Here is a 13,417-nt window from a genome sequence, read left to right on the forward strand (position 1 = left end):
GCAGACCGTCAAACTCACAAAAGAACCACTGGAGAGCCGGATGCGGGGAAACTCGCACGTCCGGTTCGGAGGGAGGCCGCGCGGAAAAGGGCCCTCATGGGCACCTCGCCGCGCGGCCGACCCTACCGGCGGCGATGGGCAGCCGGTCATGCGGGCGGAGAACTACGCGGCGACGGACGGGCGGGGCCTGCTGATGGTGGCCGGACTCGCGCACGCCTGGGGCGTCCGGCCGCTGGTGGAAGGAGGGAAGATCGCGTGGGCGAAGTGCGGGCTCTAGCCGTCCGGGCGGAGCGCCATCTGCTGCGGTGGCGCACCAGGCGGGGCCACGGGACGGCGGCGCGGTACCTGGACGATCTCGCGGCGGCTCTCGCGCCCCGAGGCTGGCGCTTCAAGAAGTTCTACCGGCGCGAGGAGTTCCCCGTCCCCGTCCCGCTGCTGTGGGTCCACGCGCGGGCGACGAAGGACATCGGCATCGTCGTCAGCGTCCTCGCCACTCCCGGCCGCACCTGGGCGTACCACGAGGCACAGTGGGGGCGGCGCGGCTACCTTTGCCTCTGCGGAGACGCCGAGGCCGCCGCCGCTCAGATCGACCGGCTCCTCAAGCATCGGCTCTTCCCGTCCACCTGGTGACCACCGGGCCGTACCGTCGATGATCGAATGTGCGGGTAGAGGGAGGCCGATGTCCGACGAAGACGCGCATATCGTCGACCCCGATGTCGATCTGGCGGTGCCCGAGCAGCGGTCGGAACTGCGGCGGGCGCCGTGGACGACGCTGGGCGCGATCTCGGCCGGCGGGGTGCTCGGGGCCTTGGCGCGCTACGGGATCAGCGTGGCGCTCCCCCATCGGCCGGACACGTTCGGGTGGGCGACGTGGAGCGTCAACGTGGCCGGGTGCCTGCTGATCGGGGTGCTGATGGTCGCGATCACCGAGGTGTGGCGGGCGCATCGGCTGGTGCGCCCGTTCCTGGGCGTCGGCGTGCTGGGCGGGTTCACCACGTTCTCCACGTACATCGTCGAGGCGCAGCAGGCCATCGAGGCGGGCGCCGCCGGTACCGGGCTGCTCTACCTCGCCGCCACCCTGGCCGGGGCCCTGGTGGCCGTCTACGCCGGGGCGAAGCTGACCCGGCTGGCAGTCCGGCGCGGATGGGGGCGGCCGTGAGCGCGGTGCTGCTGGTCGCGGCCGGCGCGGCGGTGGGGGCGCCGCTGCGGTACCTGGTCGACCGGACGGTGCAGGCCTGGCACGGCGGCCCCTTCCCCTGGGGCACCCTCACCGTCAACATCTCCGGTTCGGGGGTGCTGGGGCTGCTGGCCGCGCTGCCCGCCGGGCAGGGGCTCATGGCGCTGGCCGGGTTCGGGTTCTGCGGCGCGTTGACCACCTACTCCACCTTCGGCTACGAGACGCTCCGGCTCGCCGAAGACGGCGCCCGCCTCCGAGCCGTGATCAACGCCGCCGTCTCGATCACCGCCGGGCTCGGGGCCGCCTACTGCGGCATGGCCCTGGCCGAGATCTTGTGAACGTCCGGGTGCCCAGCGATACGTGGAACCTCTCGAACAGCGGTCCTACCCGTCCGACCGGCGAGGTCCGTGGCCGGGGACGCGCCGCCATGGCGCCCCGGAACCCGTTGTCCAGGTGCGGAGTTTCTCGGGGTTGCGTATCACCCAGATGTGCTTGATCCGGTCGCCTGTCACCTGGAACGCGTACACGGTCACGATGGCGCCGTCCTGCTCGGCCACCAGGCCGGGCTGACCGTTCACTGTGCGTTCCAGCAGCACCAGGTCGTCGGGTATGCGGTGGGCGAGTTCGGCCCAGGTGTGTGCGATCTGCTCGCCGCCCTCGATGGGACGCGGGAAGGTGACGGCCAATCCTCCGCCATCGGCGGTCGCGGTGGCGTCGGGGTCGAGCAGCCGGATGAGGGCGGCGATGTCCTTGGCCTCCCATGCCCGCTTGAAGGCTCTGACGACGCGATCGGGCTGGGCCGCCGGAGTCGCGGAAGGCTGCGCGGCGCGGACGCGGCGGCGGGCCGAGGAGGCGAGCTGCCGGCATGCCGCCGGGGTGCGGCCGACGATCTCGGCCACTTCGGCGAAGGGGTGGCAGAACACGTCGTGCAGGATGAACGCGACGCGCTCGGCCGGGGTCATCTGTTCGAGCACGACCAGGAAGGCCAGGTTGAGCGACTCGTCCAGGGTGACCCGGTCGGCCGGGTCGAGGGTCGCGGCGCCCGGGCGCCCGCTGGTCCACTCCGTGCGCTCGGGCAGCGGCTCGGGGATCCATTCGCCGACGTAGGTCTCCCGCCGGACGCGTGCCGAGGAGAGCAGGTTGAGGCAGATGCGGCTGGCGACCGTCGTCAGCCAGGCGCCGGGGGACTCGATGGCGCCCCGCTGCCGCGGGGTCATGGCGTACCAGCGGGTGTAGGTCTCCTGCACGGCGTCCTCGGCCTCGGCGAGCGAGCCCAGCATCCGGTAGGCGAGATTGATCAGCTGGCGCCGCTCGCTCATGATCGCGTCCAGGCCCGGATCGGTCCGGTCGTGTCCCTGCCGGGGTCGGTCGGTCATGGCGCCTACGGCTCCCCTGGTCGCTTCTGCCCTCCCCCATTCGACAGGACGGCGCACTGGAATGTGAGGCCGGTGCGCCACCTGACATTCCGGCGGGCCGTCCTGTCGAACCGATGACACGAACACGTCATCCAGCGGACAGGGAAAGCATCATGACCACCTCCATGCCGACCGCGCCGTTCACCGAGCCAGCGCCTGCACAGCGCTTGGCACGGGCGGCCGCCGCGCTGAGCGCCCACGGGTTCACCGTGGAGATCCTCGACGACGCCGCCACCGCACGTACCCGCATCAAGGACCTGATACCGGACGGTGCCGGCGTTCTCACCGGGGCCAGCGAAACCCTCCGCCTGTCGGGGATCGAGGAGGACATCAACGCCAGCGGGCGGTACCAGGCCATCAGGCCCCGCGTCCTGGCCATGGACCGCACCGCCCAGGCTGACGACATCCGGCGGCTGGGCGCCGCGCCGGACGTCATCGTGGGCAGCGTCCACGCGGTCACCGAGACCGGCTCCCTCGTGATCGCCTCCGGCAGCGGAAGCCAGCTGCCCGGCTACGCCGGCGGCGCCGCCCGCGCCATCTGGGTCGTCGGCGCGCAGAAGGTGGTACCCGACCTGGACACCGCGCTGCGCCGGGTCGAAGACCACTGCCTTCCGCTGGAGACCGCCCGGACCCAGGCGGCCCACGGGTGGCCCAGCGCCGTCAACCGCCTCCTCGTCCTCAACGCCGAACCGCGGCCCGGGCGCGGCACCGTCCTGCTGCTCCGCGAGGCGATCGGATTCTGAACCACCGGAGTCGGTCCGGGGTCCGCCGCTGGTCGGGGGGCCGTCAGAGGAAGGCGGGGCCCCGGCGGAGGAGGGTGTCGTACAGCATCTGCTGGACGTTCTCGCGGACGTGGTCGGTGATGTCGAAGACCGTCATCGGGTCTTCGGCCGCCTCCGCGTCGTACTCGTCCAGGGTCATCGGCTCCCCGAACTGGATCACCCACTTGGACGGCAGCGGCACGAGCCCGGCGGGGCCCAGCCACGGGAACGTCGGGGTGACCGGGAAGTACGGCAGGCCGAGGAGCCGGGCCAGCGGGCGCACGTCGGCGATCTTGGGGTAGATCTCCTCCGCGCCGACGATCGCGCACGGGACGATGGGGACGCCCGCCCGCAGGGCGGTGCCCACGAAACCGCCGCGGCCGAAACGCTGCAGCTTGTAGCGGTCGGTGAACGGCTTGCCGACGCCCTTGAACCCCTCGGGGAACACGCCCACGAGCTCGCCCTTGGACAGCAGGCGGGCCGCGTCGGACTTGCAGGCGAGGGTGTGCCCGGCCTTGCGGGACAGGTGCCCGAGGACCGGGATCTGGTAGACGAGGTCCGCGCCGAGCAGGCGGACGTGCCGGTCGGCGTGGTCGTGGACCCCGACCGACAGCATGAGCGCGTCAAGGGGAATCGTCCCGGAATGGTTGGCGACCAGGAGCGCGCCGCCCTCCGGGATCTTGTCCAGGCCGACGAGCTCGACGCGGAACCAGTGTTCGTACAGGGCGCGGGCCAGCGGCAGGAGCACGGTGTCGTTGAACTCCGGGTCGAAGCCGAACTCGTCCACCTCGTATTCGCCGGACAGGCGGCGCCGCAGAAACGCCAGGCCGGACGCGATGCCGCGTTCGAGGGGGCCGCGTTCGGCGTGGCCGGGCGCGTCGTCGTCCCGGGCCGAGGCGAGGTGGATGACCTGCGCGCCCTCGTCGTCCTCGTGGTGGGCGTTCATCATCGTGGCCTCTCCTTCACGCACGTCGGGTCGTTCACCGCCGTCCGAGCAGCGAGGTCATGCGGCCGTGGCCGAAGCCCTGGGCCTCGGCGAAGTCGGCGAAGGCGGCCTCGGAGCTGTACTTCGGACGCCACGACAGCTCGTCCTCCAGGGCGGTGGTGTCGATCACCCGGCCGTAGGTCAGCCAGCGCAGCAGCTCCGGCGAGAAGCCGGACAGGCCCGCGAAACGCCGTCCGATGTCGCCGAGGACCGAATGCGCCGGCGACGGGACGGGCACGTAGGGGCGCACGGCGCGGCGCAGGACCTGCGACAGCAGCAGGACGCCGTCGCCCGCGACGTTGTAGCAGCCCGGATGGTCCTCGACGGTCATCCGGCGCAGGACCTCCACACCGTCGTCCTCGTGCACGAACTGCAGCCGCGGGTCGAAGCCCAGCACCGTGGGGACGACCGGCAGATGCAGGTACCGGGAGAGCGGCGAGTCCACGCCGGGGCCGAGGAAGTTCGCGAACCGCAGCACCGACACCGTCAGGTCGGACCGGCGCCGCGTCAGCCCCCGGACGTACCCCTCGACCTCCACCGCGTCCTTGGCGTACCCGGACCTGGGCGCCTCGACCGGCTCGTCCAGCTCGGTGAACACGGCGGGGTCCATCGGCGACGACCCGTACACGGCGGCCGAGGACCGCACGACGAGCTTGCGCATGTCGGGCGACCGCTGGCACGCCGCGAGCAGCTGCATCGTGCCGATGATGTTGAGTTCCTTCACCTTCGCCCGCGGGACGGTGGAGGAGGTCACCAGGTTGAGGTGCACCACCGTGTCGACCCCGGCCGAGGCGATGATGTTCGCGATGCTCGGCGTGCGGATGTCGACGCGGACGAACTCGGTGCGGCCGAGCGGCAGGTCCGGCGGCACGGTGTCCACGCCGATGACCCGTTCTATGCCCGGGTCGGCTTGCAGGGTGTTCGCGACCCGCGCCCCCAGGAAACGGGACACGCCCGTGACGAGGACGACACGGGCCGCGGCGGCGGGCATCGAGGACACTGTGCGCCCCACCCCTTACGGCTGATCTGCCGGCGTGTCGACTACTTCTTGTTGCGACGCTGGATGCGTGTCTTCTTCAGCAGCTTGCGGTGCTTCTTCTTCGCCATTCGCTTGCGGCGCTTCTTGATGACAGAGCCCACGAGACCTCGCTCGGTATGTCGGGTGTTGTGCAGGAGGCGGTCGTGCCGGCGGCGAGCATCTCTCGATACGCGCGCACGGTCCGCCGCCCAAGGGTACCGCCGGAGCGGGGGAGATCACGCCGCGCCCCGCCCCACGGCGTTCCAGAGGCTCCCCGCCTGACCGATCGCCCCACGGGCCGTGCGGCCCGGGATGGCACGCCTTACGCTGCCCGACGGAGTTTCCAGAGGTCGCCTGCATGCATGATCGCCCCACGGGTCGGGTGGCCGGAGCGAGCGCAGCGAGCGCAGGCCGCACGACCCGCCGCACGGGGGGCCGTTTCGCGAGACGCGCCAGCGGATCGCGAAACGGTGCCCCGTGCGTGACGGGGGTTCCAGGGGGTCGCCCCCCTGGACTAACAAGGTGTCCGGACCGGCCTTCCGGTCCTCGTCCTGCGTCCCCAGCTTCGGGACGTGCCCTGGGGCCCGTCCCGATGCCCCCTGCACGGCCGGGTGCGGAGTATCCGGCGGGGTCATGGGTCATGCCCCGCCCCTACCCGTTATCCGGCTTCGATGTACGCGTCGCGCAGGTAGTCGTGAACGGCCTGCTCGGGAACCCGGAACGAACGGCCCACGCGGATCGCGGGCAGCTCGCCGGAGTGGACGAGTCGGTAGACGGTCATCTTGGACACCCGCATCACCGAGGCCACTTCGGCCACGGTCAGGAACCTGACCTCGCTCAGAGGTCGCTCGCCTGAGGTCATCGGACGCCCTCTTCCACACGTGCCGCGCACCGGCCCTTTGGGTGACTTTGATCACGCACGTGTACTTCCTCCAGCGTAAATCGCGTATCGGCAGTCGCAAGAGGGGAGTTCCGCACATTTACGTCCCCCGACCTGACTCCAGGGACACAGTGCTGATTCCACACGCAGCGTGGACATGACGGCACATTGCGTGGCACGGCGAACGGTTGTCAACCGAAACCCCGCCCTGACCTGCGGTTCCGCCGCTCCCGGTGGCGTCGCGCAAGCCCATCCGTCCCGGTACGGCCGTCTTGTCACACGCAGTGACATTCGCAGCGACCTCGGGGCCCGGTGTCAGCCGGTCAGCGGCCGGGTCAGGAGGTCGGGTGGAGACCCGCGTGATCAAGGATGTACGCGGTCAGCGGCGCGTAGTGGTGCGGAGCGACGCCGTCGTCGAGCGGAACGACGACATCGATCTTGCCTTCGGCGGCGCCGGCGAACAGCGCCGGGTCGTTACAGTCCGCGAACCCGACGGTGTCGATGCCCGCCTGGCCGGCGGCTCCCGCCCAGCCGTGATCGGCGATGGCCAGATCCGGCCAAAAATCAGGTTTAGCTTCCGGAGATCCCCCGGAAGCGCTATCGGCCAGCTCCCGGAGCATGGCCTCCATCGGGTCCGGGTCGTGGGTGTGGTGGGTCCGGTAGTCGTCGCCCTCCAGCATCGCCACGCCCGGCTCGGCGTAGACGAGGCGGCGCAGGTCGAGGCCGCCGTAGCCGACCTCGACCTCGTACGTCCAGCCCGCGGCGGGCGTCAGCACCCGGCAGCCGGCGTCCGCCAGCGCCCGCGCGACCGCCTGGTACAGCGGAGTCAGCGTCGCCGGATGCCCCGTCGCGAGCACCACGTTCTCCCGGCGGCGCGCGGCGGCGCCGATGCGCTCGCCCATCGCCTCCAGCGTGTCGAGCGTGATCTCGGGGTCGATGGTGTCGTCGCCGTAGATGTGCCGGGGGTCGGGGTCCACGCCGCAGCGCTCGACCATCATCTCCAGCACGGACCGCTCGGTCCACGACGGCTTCAGCTCCAGGCCGAACTGGTAGTACGGGTGGCCCGCGGCCATCCGCCGGTAGTGCAGCAGGTTGTTCTGGCGCGGCGTCGCCACCCCGCCGGCGATCATCGTCCGGACGAGGTGGGCGCGCAGCTCGTCCCGCGTCGGCGCCGGCTTCGGCCCGGCGGCCGGCGGCGTCCCGGCGGCCGTCATACGTCCGTCATCGGGTCGAGGCCGTGCTCGGGGAACACCGCCCGGCGGGTCGCCAGCACCGCCTGGTCGACGGGGCTCGCCGGGTCGATGCCGCTCGCCCACGTGCTGACCTCCACCACGTCCGTCCCGTCCGTCATCCGGCGCGGGGCGATCTCCTCGGTCCGCTCCCTGGCGAACGCGCGCCAGCCCTCCGGCGTCGGCGTGTCCGGCGGGATCGGCCCGCCCGCGGCCTCGGCCAGCAGGTGCGTCCAGGCCCGCGGCACGACCTGGACCAGTTCGTAGCCGCCGCCCCCGGTGGCGATCCACCGGCCGCCCGCCGTCTCGTGCGCGAGCCTGTGCAGCAGGCTGTAGGCGGTGCGCTGGCCGTCGACGCTGAGCGTGAGGTGCGCCAGCGGGTCGAGCGCGTGCCCGTCGGCGCCGTGCTGGGTCACCAGGACCTCCGGGCGGAAGCGGCGCAGCAGCGGCGGGACGATCGCGTCGAACGCGCGCAGCCACGGCCGGTCGCCCGTGCCGGGCGGCAGCGAGACGTTGACGGACGTCCCCTCGGCGCCGGTCTCGTTCGGGAAGCCGGTGCCGGGGAACAGCGTCCGCGGCGTCTCGTGGATGCTGATCGTCAGGACGCGCGGGTCGTCGTAGAAGGCGGCCTGGACGCCGTCGCCGTGGTGGACGTCGATGTCGACGTAGGCGACGCGCTCGGCGCCGCTCTCCAGCAGCCGCGCGATCGCGATGGCCGGGTCGTTGTAGACGCAGAACCCGCTGGCGGCGCCGCTCAGCGCGTGGTGCAGGCCGCCGGAGATGTTCACGGCGTGCTCGGCGCGTCCCGCCCAGACCGCCTCGGCCGCCGCGACGGAGGCGCCCGCGACCAGCGCCGACGCGTCGTGCATGCCGATGAACACGGGGTTGTCGGCGGTGCCGAGCCCGTACCGGACCTCCGGGAGCCCGGTCGCGCCCGCGTGCTTCACCGCCGCGATGTAGGACTCCTCGTGGACGAGCCGGAGCAGCTTGTCGTCCGCGGCCTCGAACGCCGAAACGCGCACGTTGGGACGGTCCAGGACGCCGAGCTCCCGCGCGAGCGCCATGGTCAGCTCGACGCGCACGGGGTTCATGGGGTGGCCGGGGCCGAAGTCGTAGGAGACGAGCCGTTCGTCCCAGAAGACCTCGAGCCCGCAGTTCTCGGGAGCCGAGGACGGGGAGGGCGCGGCACTGCTCATGACCTCACGGTATCGCCTCGGTCACGTGGCCTGGCTCACAGGCCGCCGCCCCGGGGCCGACACGGAGGCCGCCTCCGCGACGAACCTGTGACGTGAATTACAGACCGGAAATGGGCATACTCATAAGACAGTATTTACTTACGGATGGAACGCAGATGGATCCGAGCGTCCGCAGCCGCGCGATCAGCAACGTGCTCCGCCTGGGCGTACGCCCGATCCTGCACCGCATCCCCGGCCATCCCGGCGGCATCCGCACCGCCCGCTCGACCGTGGACGCGGCGTCGCTGCTGATCCGGCTCGGCTCCCGGGTCCGCGTGCTGCCGCTGAACGACCCGCAATTGGAGACCGGCCGGGGCGAGCGTCCCGTCACCGGCGAGTGGGTCGTCTCCCGCGACGCCGAGGGCACCACGGCGGGCGCCGCCGAAGGCGCCGTGCTCTACCTGCACGGCGGCGGCTACGTGGTCTGCTCCCCGCGCACGCACCGGCCGATCACGTCGCGGCTCGCCCTCGACACCGGGCTGCCCGTCCTGGTCCCCCGGTACCGCCTCGCGCCCGAGCACCCGTTCCCCGCGCCGCTGGAGGACGCCGTCGCCGCCTACCGCTGGCTCCTGGCGCGCGGCCTTCCCGCGTCCGGCATCGTCCTCGCGGGCGACTCGGCCGGCGGGCACCTCGCGACGGCGCTCGCGGGCGAGATCTGCCGGCAGGGGCTGCCGAGCCCGGCCGGGCTCGCCCTGTTCTCCCCCTGGGTCGACCTGACCTGCGAACTCTCCCTGCGCGCGCAGCACGGCGCCCGCGACCCGTACATCAGCGCCGTCTCGGCGCAGCGGGTCGCCCGCCTCGTGGTGGGGCCGGCCGGATTCGCCGACCCGCGGCTGGCCCTGCTCACCTGCGCGTGGACCGACGTCCCGCCCGTCTTCATCCAGGTCGGCGGCGACGAGGTCCTGCGTCCCGAGGCCGAGGCCCTCGCGGAGGCCCTGACCGGCGCGGGCGCGGACTGCGAACTGCAGGTCTGGAAAGGCCAGATGCACGTCTTCCAGATGCTGAACCGCGTCCTCCCGGAGGCCGCCGCCGCCATGCGCGACACGGCCCGCTTCATCCGCTCCGTGACGGCACCCGCCACCGCGGAACGTTCCGCGGCCGCCTGATCAGACGCGGGCGGCGGACTCGGGGGCGGGGACCTCGCCGCTCGTGCGCCTCCCGCGGCCGGTGACGAAGAAGCCGGCCAGGGCGGCGAGCGCGGCGACACCCTCCCCGGCCAGGCTGATCGTCTTCTCGGCGTACCAGACGGGCTCGTGCATGTCGGGCAGCGGGCCGAGCGGCCCCACGTCGACGTAGTAGTAGAGGACGAGTGCGCCGACCGCGCCGACCGCGACGAGGAAGGCCAGCGCGTACGCCCAGCGGGTCGCGCGCACGAGGATCAGGACCGCGACGACGCCCGCGACCGCGGCCTGCGCGCGGAAGAGCACGTCTCCCCCGATGGCCCCGCCCTGCACGAAGGCCATGTCGGGCGCGAAGATCCAGTGCACGTAGGCGTCGACGGCGAGTCCCGCGGCGACGAGAAGGCGCAGTAGAAGTCCCATACACCTACTCACGGGCGAACACCCGGATCGGCTCAATGTTCAAAGATGAACTTTTCCGGTCAGCCGCCGGCCAGCTCGCGTCCCCGGTTGCGGGCGGCCTCGATGGCCTCCAGAACGGCCGCGCGGACACCGTGCCGCTCCAGCTCGCGGATCGCCGAGATCGTCGTCCCGCCGGGGGACGTGACGGCCTCGCGCAGCAGCACCGGGTGCTCGCCGGAGTCGCGGAGCATGACGGCGGCGCCCACGGCCGACTGGATGACCATCTCCAGGGCGGCGGCGCGGGGCATGCCGAGCAGGATGCCCGCGTCCACCATCGCCTCGACGAGGTAGTAGAAGTACGCCGGGCCGCTGCCGGACAGGGCCGTCGCGCCGTCCTGGAGCGACTCGGGGATGCGCAGCACCTTCCCGACCGGCGCCAGCAGCTCCTCGGCCAGCTTGAGGTGCTCCTCCCCCGCGTGCGACCCGGGCGAGATCACGCTCATCGCCTGGTCCACGAGGACGGGCGTGTTCGACATGACCCGGACGACCGGCACGCCCTCCGCCAGCCGATCCTGGACGAACCCTGTCGTGATCCCCGCCGCCATCGAGATCACCAGCCGGCCGGGCGGGATCTTCGGGCCGACCTCGTCCAGCAGGACGCCCATGTCCTGCGGCTTCACCGCGAGGATCAGCGTCTCGGCCCGGGCGGCGGCCTCCGCGTTCGGCACGATCTCGATGCCGTACCGCTCGCGCAGCAGCGCCCCGCGCTCCTCCCGGCGCACGGTGGCCATCAGCTCGGACGGGCGGCGGCCGGCCCGGAGGACCCCGGACAGCAGCGCCTCGCCCATCTTCCCGGCACCCAGAATCGCGATCATCGACACACCTTGACGTGGGGTTTCTGACGACCGGTCCAGCCTATAGGCGGGACGGGTCAGGACCGCCCCGCCAGGGAGCGCATGAAGAACCGGAGGTTGGCGGGCCGCTCCGCGAGGCGGCGCATGAAGTACGGGTACCACTCCCGCCCGTACGCGACGTACACCCGGACCTGGGCGCCATGCGCCGCGAGCCGCCGCTGCTCCTGCGGGCGGATCCCGTAGAGCATCTGGTACTCGAAGGAGTCCGCGTCCCGGTCGTGCAGCACGGACAGGGCGCCCGCGATCTCGATGAGCCGCGGGTCGTGCGTGGCGAGCATCGGGTAGCCCCGGCCGGCCATCAGGACCTTCATGCATCGCACGAACGACTTGTCGACCTCGTCCCTGTGGGCGAAGGCCACCGCCGAGGGAGCGGCATAGGCCCCCTTGCAGAGCCTGATGCGCGAACCCTCGTAGGCGAGTTCCGCGCAGTGCTCCTCGGCCCGACGCAGGTACGCCTGGATGACGACCCCCACATCGGGGAAGTCGCGCCGTAGTTCGTGGACGATCCTCAGGGTCGAGTCGACGGTCGTGTGCTCTTCCATGTCGAGCGTGACCGTCGTGCCGGCGGAACGCGCGGCCTCGCAGATCCGGCGCGCGTTGTCCAGGGCGAGGTCCTCGTCGAACGTCTGCCCCATCGCGGACAGCTTCACCGACACTTCGGCGCGCGTCCCGAGACCGGCGGCACCGAGCCGCTCCAGAAGCTGGATGTAATGCAGGGCGTTCTCTTCGGCCCGCCCCGTGCCGTGGGTGTCCTCGCCCAGGACGTCCAGGGTGACGAGCAGCCCCTCACCGGTCAGCTCACCGGTGACGCGTGCCGCGTCCTCGATGGTGTCTCCGGCGATGAACCTGCGGACGACGTCCCCGCTGAACGGCGCGGTCTCCACGACCCTGCGCACGCCGTCACTGCGCGACGCGACGAGCAACGCCTGACGAAGCACTGTGCGAACCCCTCGGTGGACCTGCCGACTCCGACAAGGTTATGCCCGCCCGCGGCGAACGATCACGACACGCTGCCGAGGCCGCTCGCGCCGCCGTACCGGCTGACGTACTCGGCCATGTGGGCGGTCTTCACGGCGTCGAACAGCGACTTCGACTTGGCCGGGTCCAGGAAAACCACGCTCTGCCTGGCGCGGCTGCCGGTGCCCTTGTGCGGGGTCGTCATGAACATCACATCCGACGCCCGGACATTGCGCATGCTCAGCGCGAGCGAGCGGAGGTCACCCGCCGACACGCCCTCGTCCACGCTGATCGACTTGGTGAGCGCGGACAGGAACCGGTCGAGCTTCAGCGGGTTGGTGAGCGTCCCGCGGTCCGCGGCCTGCTTGGCGAGGGCGCCGAGGAACGCCTGCTGCCGCTTGATCCGGTCGAAGTCGCCGTTCGGCAGGTTGTACCGCTGCCGGACGAACAGCAGCGCGTCCTCGCCGTTGAGCTTCTGCCTGCCCGCCGTCCACTGCTTCTTGCGGGCCGGGTCGTACACCGTCTCCTTGATGTTGACGGTGACGCCGCCGAGCGCGTCCGTCATCGACTTGAACCCTTCGAAGTCGATGGCGCCGTAGTGGTCGATCCGGATGCCGGTGAGGTTCTCGACGGTCTCGATCAGCAGCTTCGGCCCGCCGTAGGAGAAGGCCGCGTTGATCTTCTGGTTGCCGTAGCCGGGGACCTCGACCCACGAGTCGCGCGGGAACGAGACGACGTACGCCTTCTTCCGGTCCGCCGGCAGGTGCAGCAGCATGATCGTGTCGGTGCGCTGCTGGCCGGGCTTCCAGCCCCGGCCGCCCGCACCGGTGGTGTTCTGCTCCCGGGAGTCCGACCCGACGAGCAGCCAGTTCTCGGTGCCCTTCACGTTCGGCCCCGGCCGGTCGGCCCCCTTCTCCGGCATGACGCCTTCGATGCGGTCGATGTTGCCGTTGTAGGACGACTGCCGCTGCCACGCCAGCCCGCCGAGCCCCGCGACGACCAGCGCGGCGAACACCCCGATCGCGATCAGGACCCGCGGCCACCGGCGCTTGCGCCTGACCGGCCCGTCACCGTCCGACCCGCCCCAGAACGCGTTCTCCGGCTCACCCTTCGCCCCCGGGCCGCCGTCCCCACCCGGCGCCTCCGGGGGCTGGGGCCGATCGGCGCCCGCACCCGGCCCCGCAGCCTCACCGGACGGCTGCGAAACGGGCGAACCAGGAAGATCTCGCGCGGTCATGGCGCCGAAGCTACCAGTCCGATCAGCGCACGATGGCCCACTTAGAACCAGGTGTCCGATTCAGGCGACCCCGCCCCCCAGGTAAACCC

16 protein-coding genes and 1 pseudogene are annotated in these 13,417 nt (G+C 71.8%); 6 read left to right on the plus strand and 11 right to left on the minus strand.

The genetic code is table 11. The features are described 5' to 3' along the window. The 4 genes and pseudogenes from E1289_RS39210 to E1289_RS31380 form a co-directional block, all read left to right on the plus strand. A pseudogene (locus E1289_RS39210) lies at positions 1–277 on the plus strand (hypothetical protein); the annotation flags it as partial. Continuing rightward, positions 256–630, plus strand: a complete 375-nt coding sequence (locus E1289_RS31370; RefSeq protein ID WP_131986694.1) for a hypothetical protein — start codon at positions 256–258, stop codon at positions 628–630. The pseudogene E1289_RS39210 and the gene E1289_RS31370, both read left to right, overlap by 22 nt. Positions 631–679: 49 nt before the next feature. Beyond that, positions 680–1,159, plus strand: coding sequence for a CrcB family protein (locus E1289_RS31375; protein ID WP_131986696.1), 480 nt, complete (start codon positions 680–682; stop codon positions 1,157–1,159). Then, complete coding sequence (locus tag E1289_RS31380; RefSeq protein WP_243713271.1) at positions 1,156–1,515, plus strand: CrcB family protein; 360 nt, start codon at positions 1,156–1,158, stop codon at positions 1,513–1,515. Before E1289_RS31375 ends, E1289_RS31380 begins: the two co-directional genes overlap by 4 nt. A gap of 45 nt (positions 1,516–1,560) precedes the next feature. On the opposite strand, the gene sigJ is transcribed toward E1289_RS31380, so the two are convergent. Further along, positions 1,561–2,553, minus strand: coding sequence for an RNA polymerase sigma factor SigJ (gene sigJ / locus E1289_RS31385; RefSeq protein WP_131986700.1), 993 nt, complete (start codon positions 2,551–2,553; stop codon positions 1,561–1,563). Positions 2,554–2,705: 152 nt separating this feature from the next. Here sigJ and E1289_RS31390 point away from each other — a divergent pair, with 152 nt between their 5' ends. Continuing rightward, on the plus strand, positions 2,706–3,335 hold the full coding sequence (locus tag E1289_RS31390; protein ID WP_131986702.1) for an LUD domain-containing protein: 630 nt from the start codon (positions 2,706–2,708) through the stop codon (positions 3,333–3,335). A gap of 43 nt (positions 3,336–3,378) precedes the next feature. Here the strand turns inward: E1289_RS31390 and E1289_RS31395 are convergent, their stop codons facing one another. The 6 genes from E1289_RS31395 to E1289_RS31420 form a co-directional block, all read right to left on the minus strand. After that, positions 3,379–4,302, minus strand: coding sequence for a lysophospholipid acyltransferase family protein (locus E1289_RS31395; RefSeq protein WP_131986704.1), 924 nt, complete (start codon positions 4,300–4,302; stop codon positions 3,379–3,381). Positions 4,303–4,333: 31 nt separating this feature from the next. Further along, a complete protein-coding gene (locus tag E1289_RS31400) occupies positions 4,334–5,329 on the minus strand; it encodes an NAD-dependent epimerase/dehydratase family protein (RefSeq protein ID WP_131986706.1) in 996 nt (331 codons plus the stop codon). 50 nt (positions 5,330–5,379) lie between these two features. After that, entirely contained in the window at positions 5,380–5,478 is a 99-nt protein-coding gene (locus E1289_RS31405; RefSeq protein ID WP_018654693.1) for an AURKAIP1/COX24 domain-containing protein, read from the minus strand. A 536-nt stretch (positions 5,479–6,014) separates the two neighbouring features. Next, a complete protein-coding gene (locus E1289_RS31410) occupies positions 6,015–6,218 on the minus strand; it encodes a helix-turn-helix domain-containing protein (RefSeq protein ID WP_131877351.1) in 204 nt (67 codons plus the stop codon). A gap of 353 nt (positions 6,219–6,571) precedes the next feature. Beyond that, entirely contained in the window at positions 6,572–7,450 is an 879-nt protein-coding gene (locus E1289_RS31415) for a phosphatase (protein WP_131986708.1), read from the minus strand. Beyond that, the gene (locus E1289_RS31420; RefSeq protein ID WP_131986710.1) at positions 7,447–8,661 is read right to left on the minus strand and encodes an acetoin utilization protein AcuC; all 1,215 of its coding nucleotides are present in this window, start codon (positions 8,659–8,661) and stop codon (positions 7,447–7,449) included. Before E1289_RS31420 ends, E1289_RS31415 begins: the two co-directional genes overlap by 4 nt. 155 nt (positions 8,662–8,816) lie before the next feature. Here E1289_RS31420 and E1289_RS31425 point away from each other — a divergent pair, with 155 nt between their 5' ends. After that, positions 8,817–9,806 carry an alpha/beta hydrolase gene (locus E1289_RS31425; RefSeq protein WP_243713272.1) on the plus strand — a complete coding sequence of 330 codons (990 nt, stop codon included), beginning with the start codon at positions 8,817–8,819 and terminating at the stop codon, positions 9,804–9,806. Here E1289_RS31425 and E1289_RS31430 read toward each other — a convergent pair whose 3' ends face one another. The 4 genes from E1289_RS31430 to E1289_RS31445 all read right to left on the minus strand — a co-directional run bounded on the left by E1289_RS31430 (position 9,807) and on the right by E1289_RS31445 (position 13,328). Next, a complete protein-coding gene (locus tag E1289_RS31430) occupies positions 9,807–10,241 on the minus strand; it encodes a hypothetical protein (protein ID WP_131986714.1) in 435 nt (144 codons plus the stop codon). Between the two features lie 59 nt (positions 10,242–10,300). Next, the gene (proC, locus tag E1289_RS31435; RefSeq protein ID WP_131986716.1) at positions 10,301–11,095 is read right to left on the minus strand and encodes a pyrroline-5-carboxylate reductase; all 795 of its coding nucleotides are present in this window, start codon (positions 11,093–11,095) and stop codon (positions 10,301–10,303) included. Between the two features lie 56 nt (positions 11,096–11,151). Next, positions 11,152–12,072 (minus strand): proline dehydrogenase family protein, encoded by a 921-nt coding sequence (locus E1289_RS31440; RefSeq protein ID WP_131986718.1) that lies wholly within the window; start codon positions 12,070–12,072, stop codon positions 11,152–11,154. A gap of 62 nt (positions 12,073–12,134) precedes the next feature. Then, positions 12,135–13,328, minus strand: coding sequence for an LCP family protein (locus tag E1289_RS31445; RefSeq protein WP_131986720.1), 1,194 nt, complete (start codon positions 13,326–13,328; stop codon positions 12,135–12,137). Positions 13,329–13,417 lie beyond the last annotated feature (89 nt).

Source organism: Actinomadura sp. 6K520, assembly GCF_004349245.1.
Lineage (GTDB): Bacteria > Actinomycetota > Actinomycetes > Streptosporangiales > Streptosporangiaceae > Spirillospora.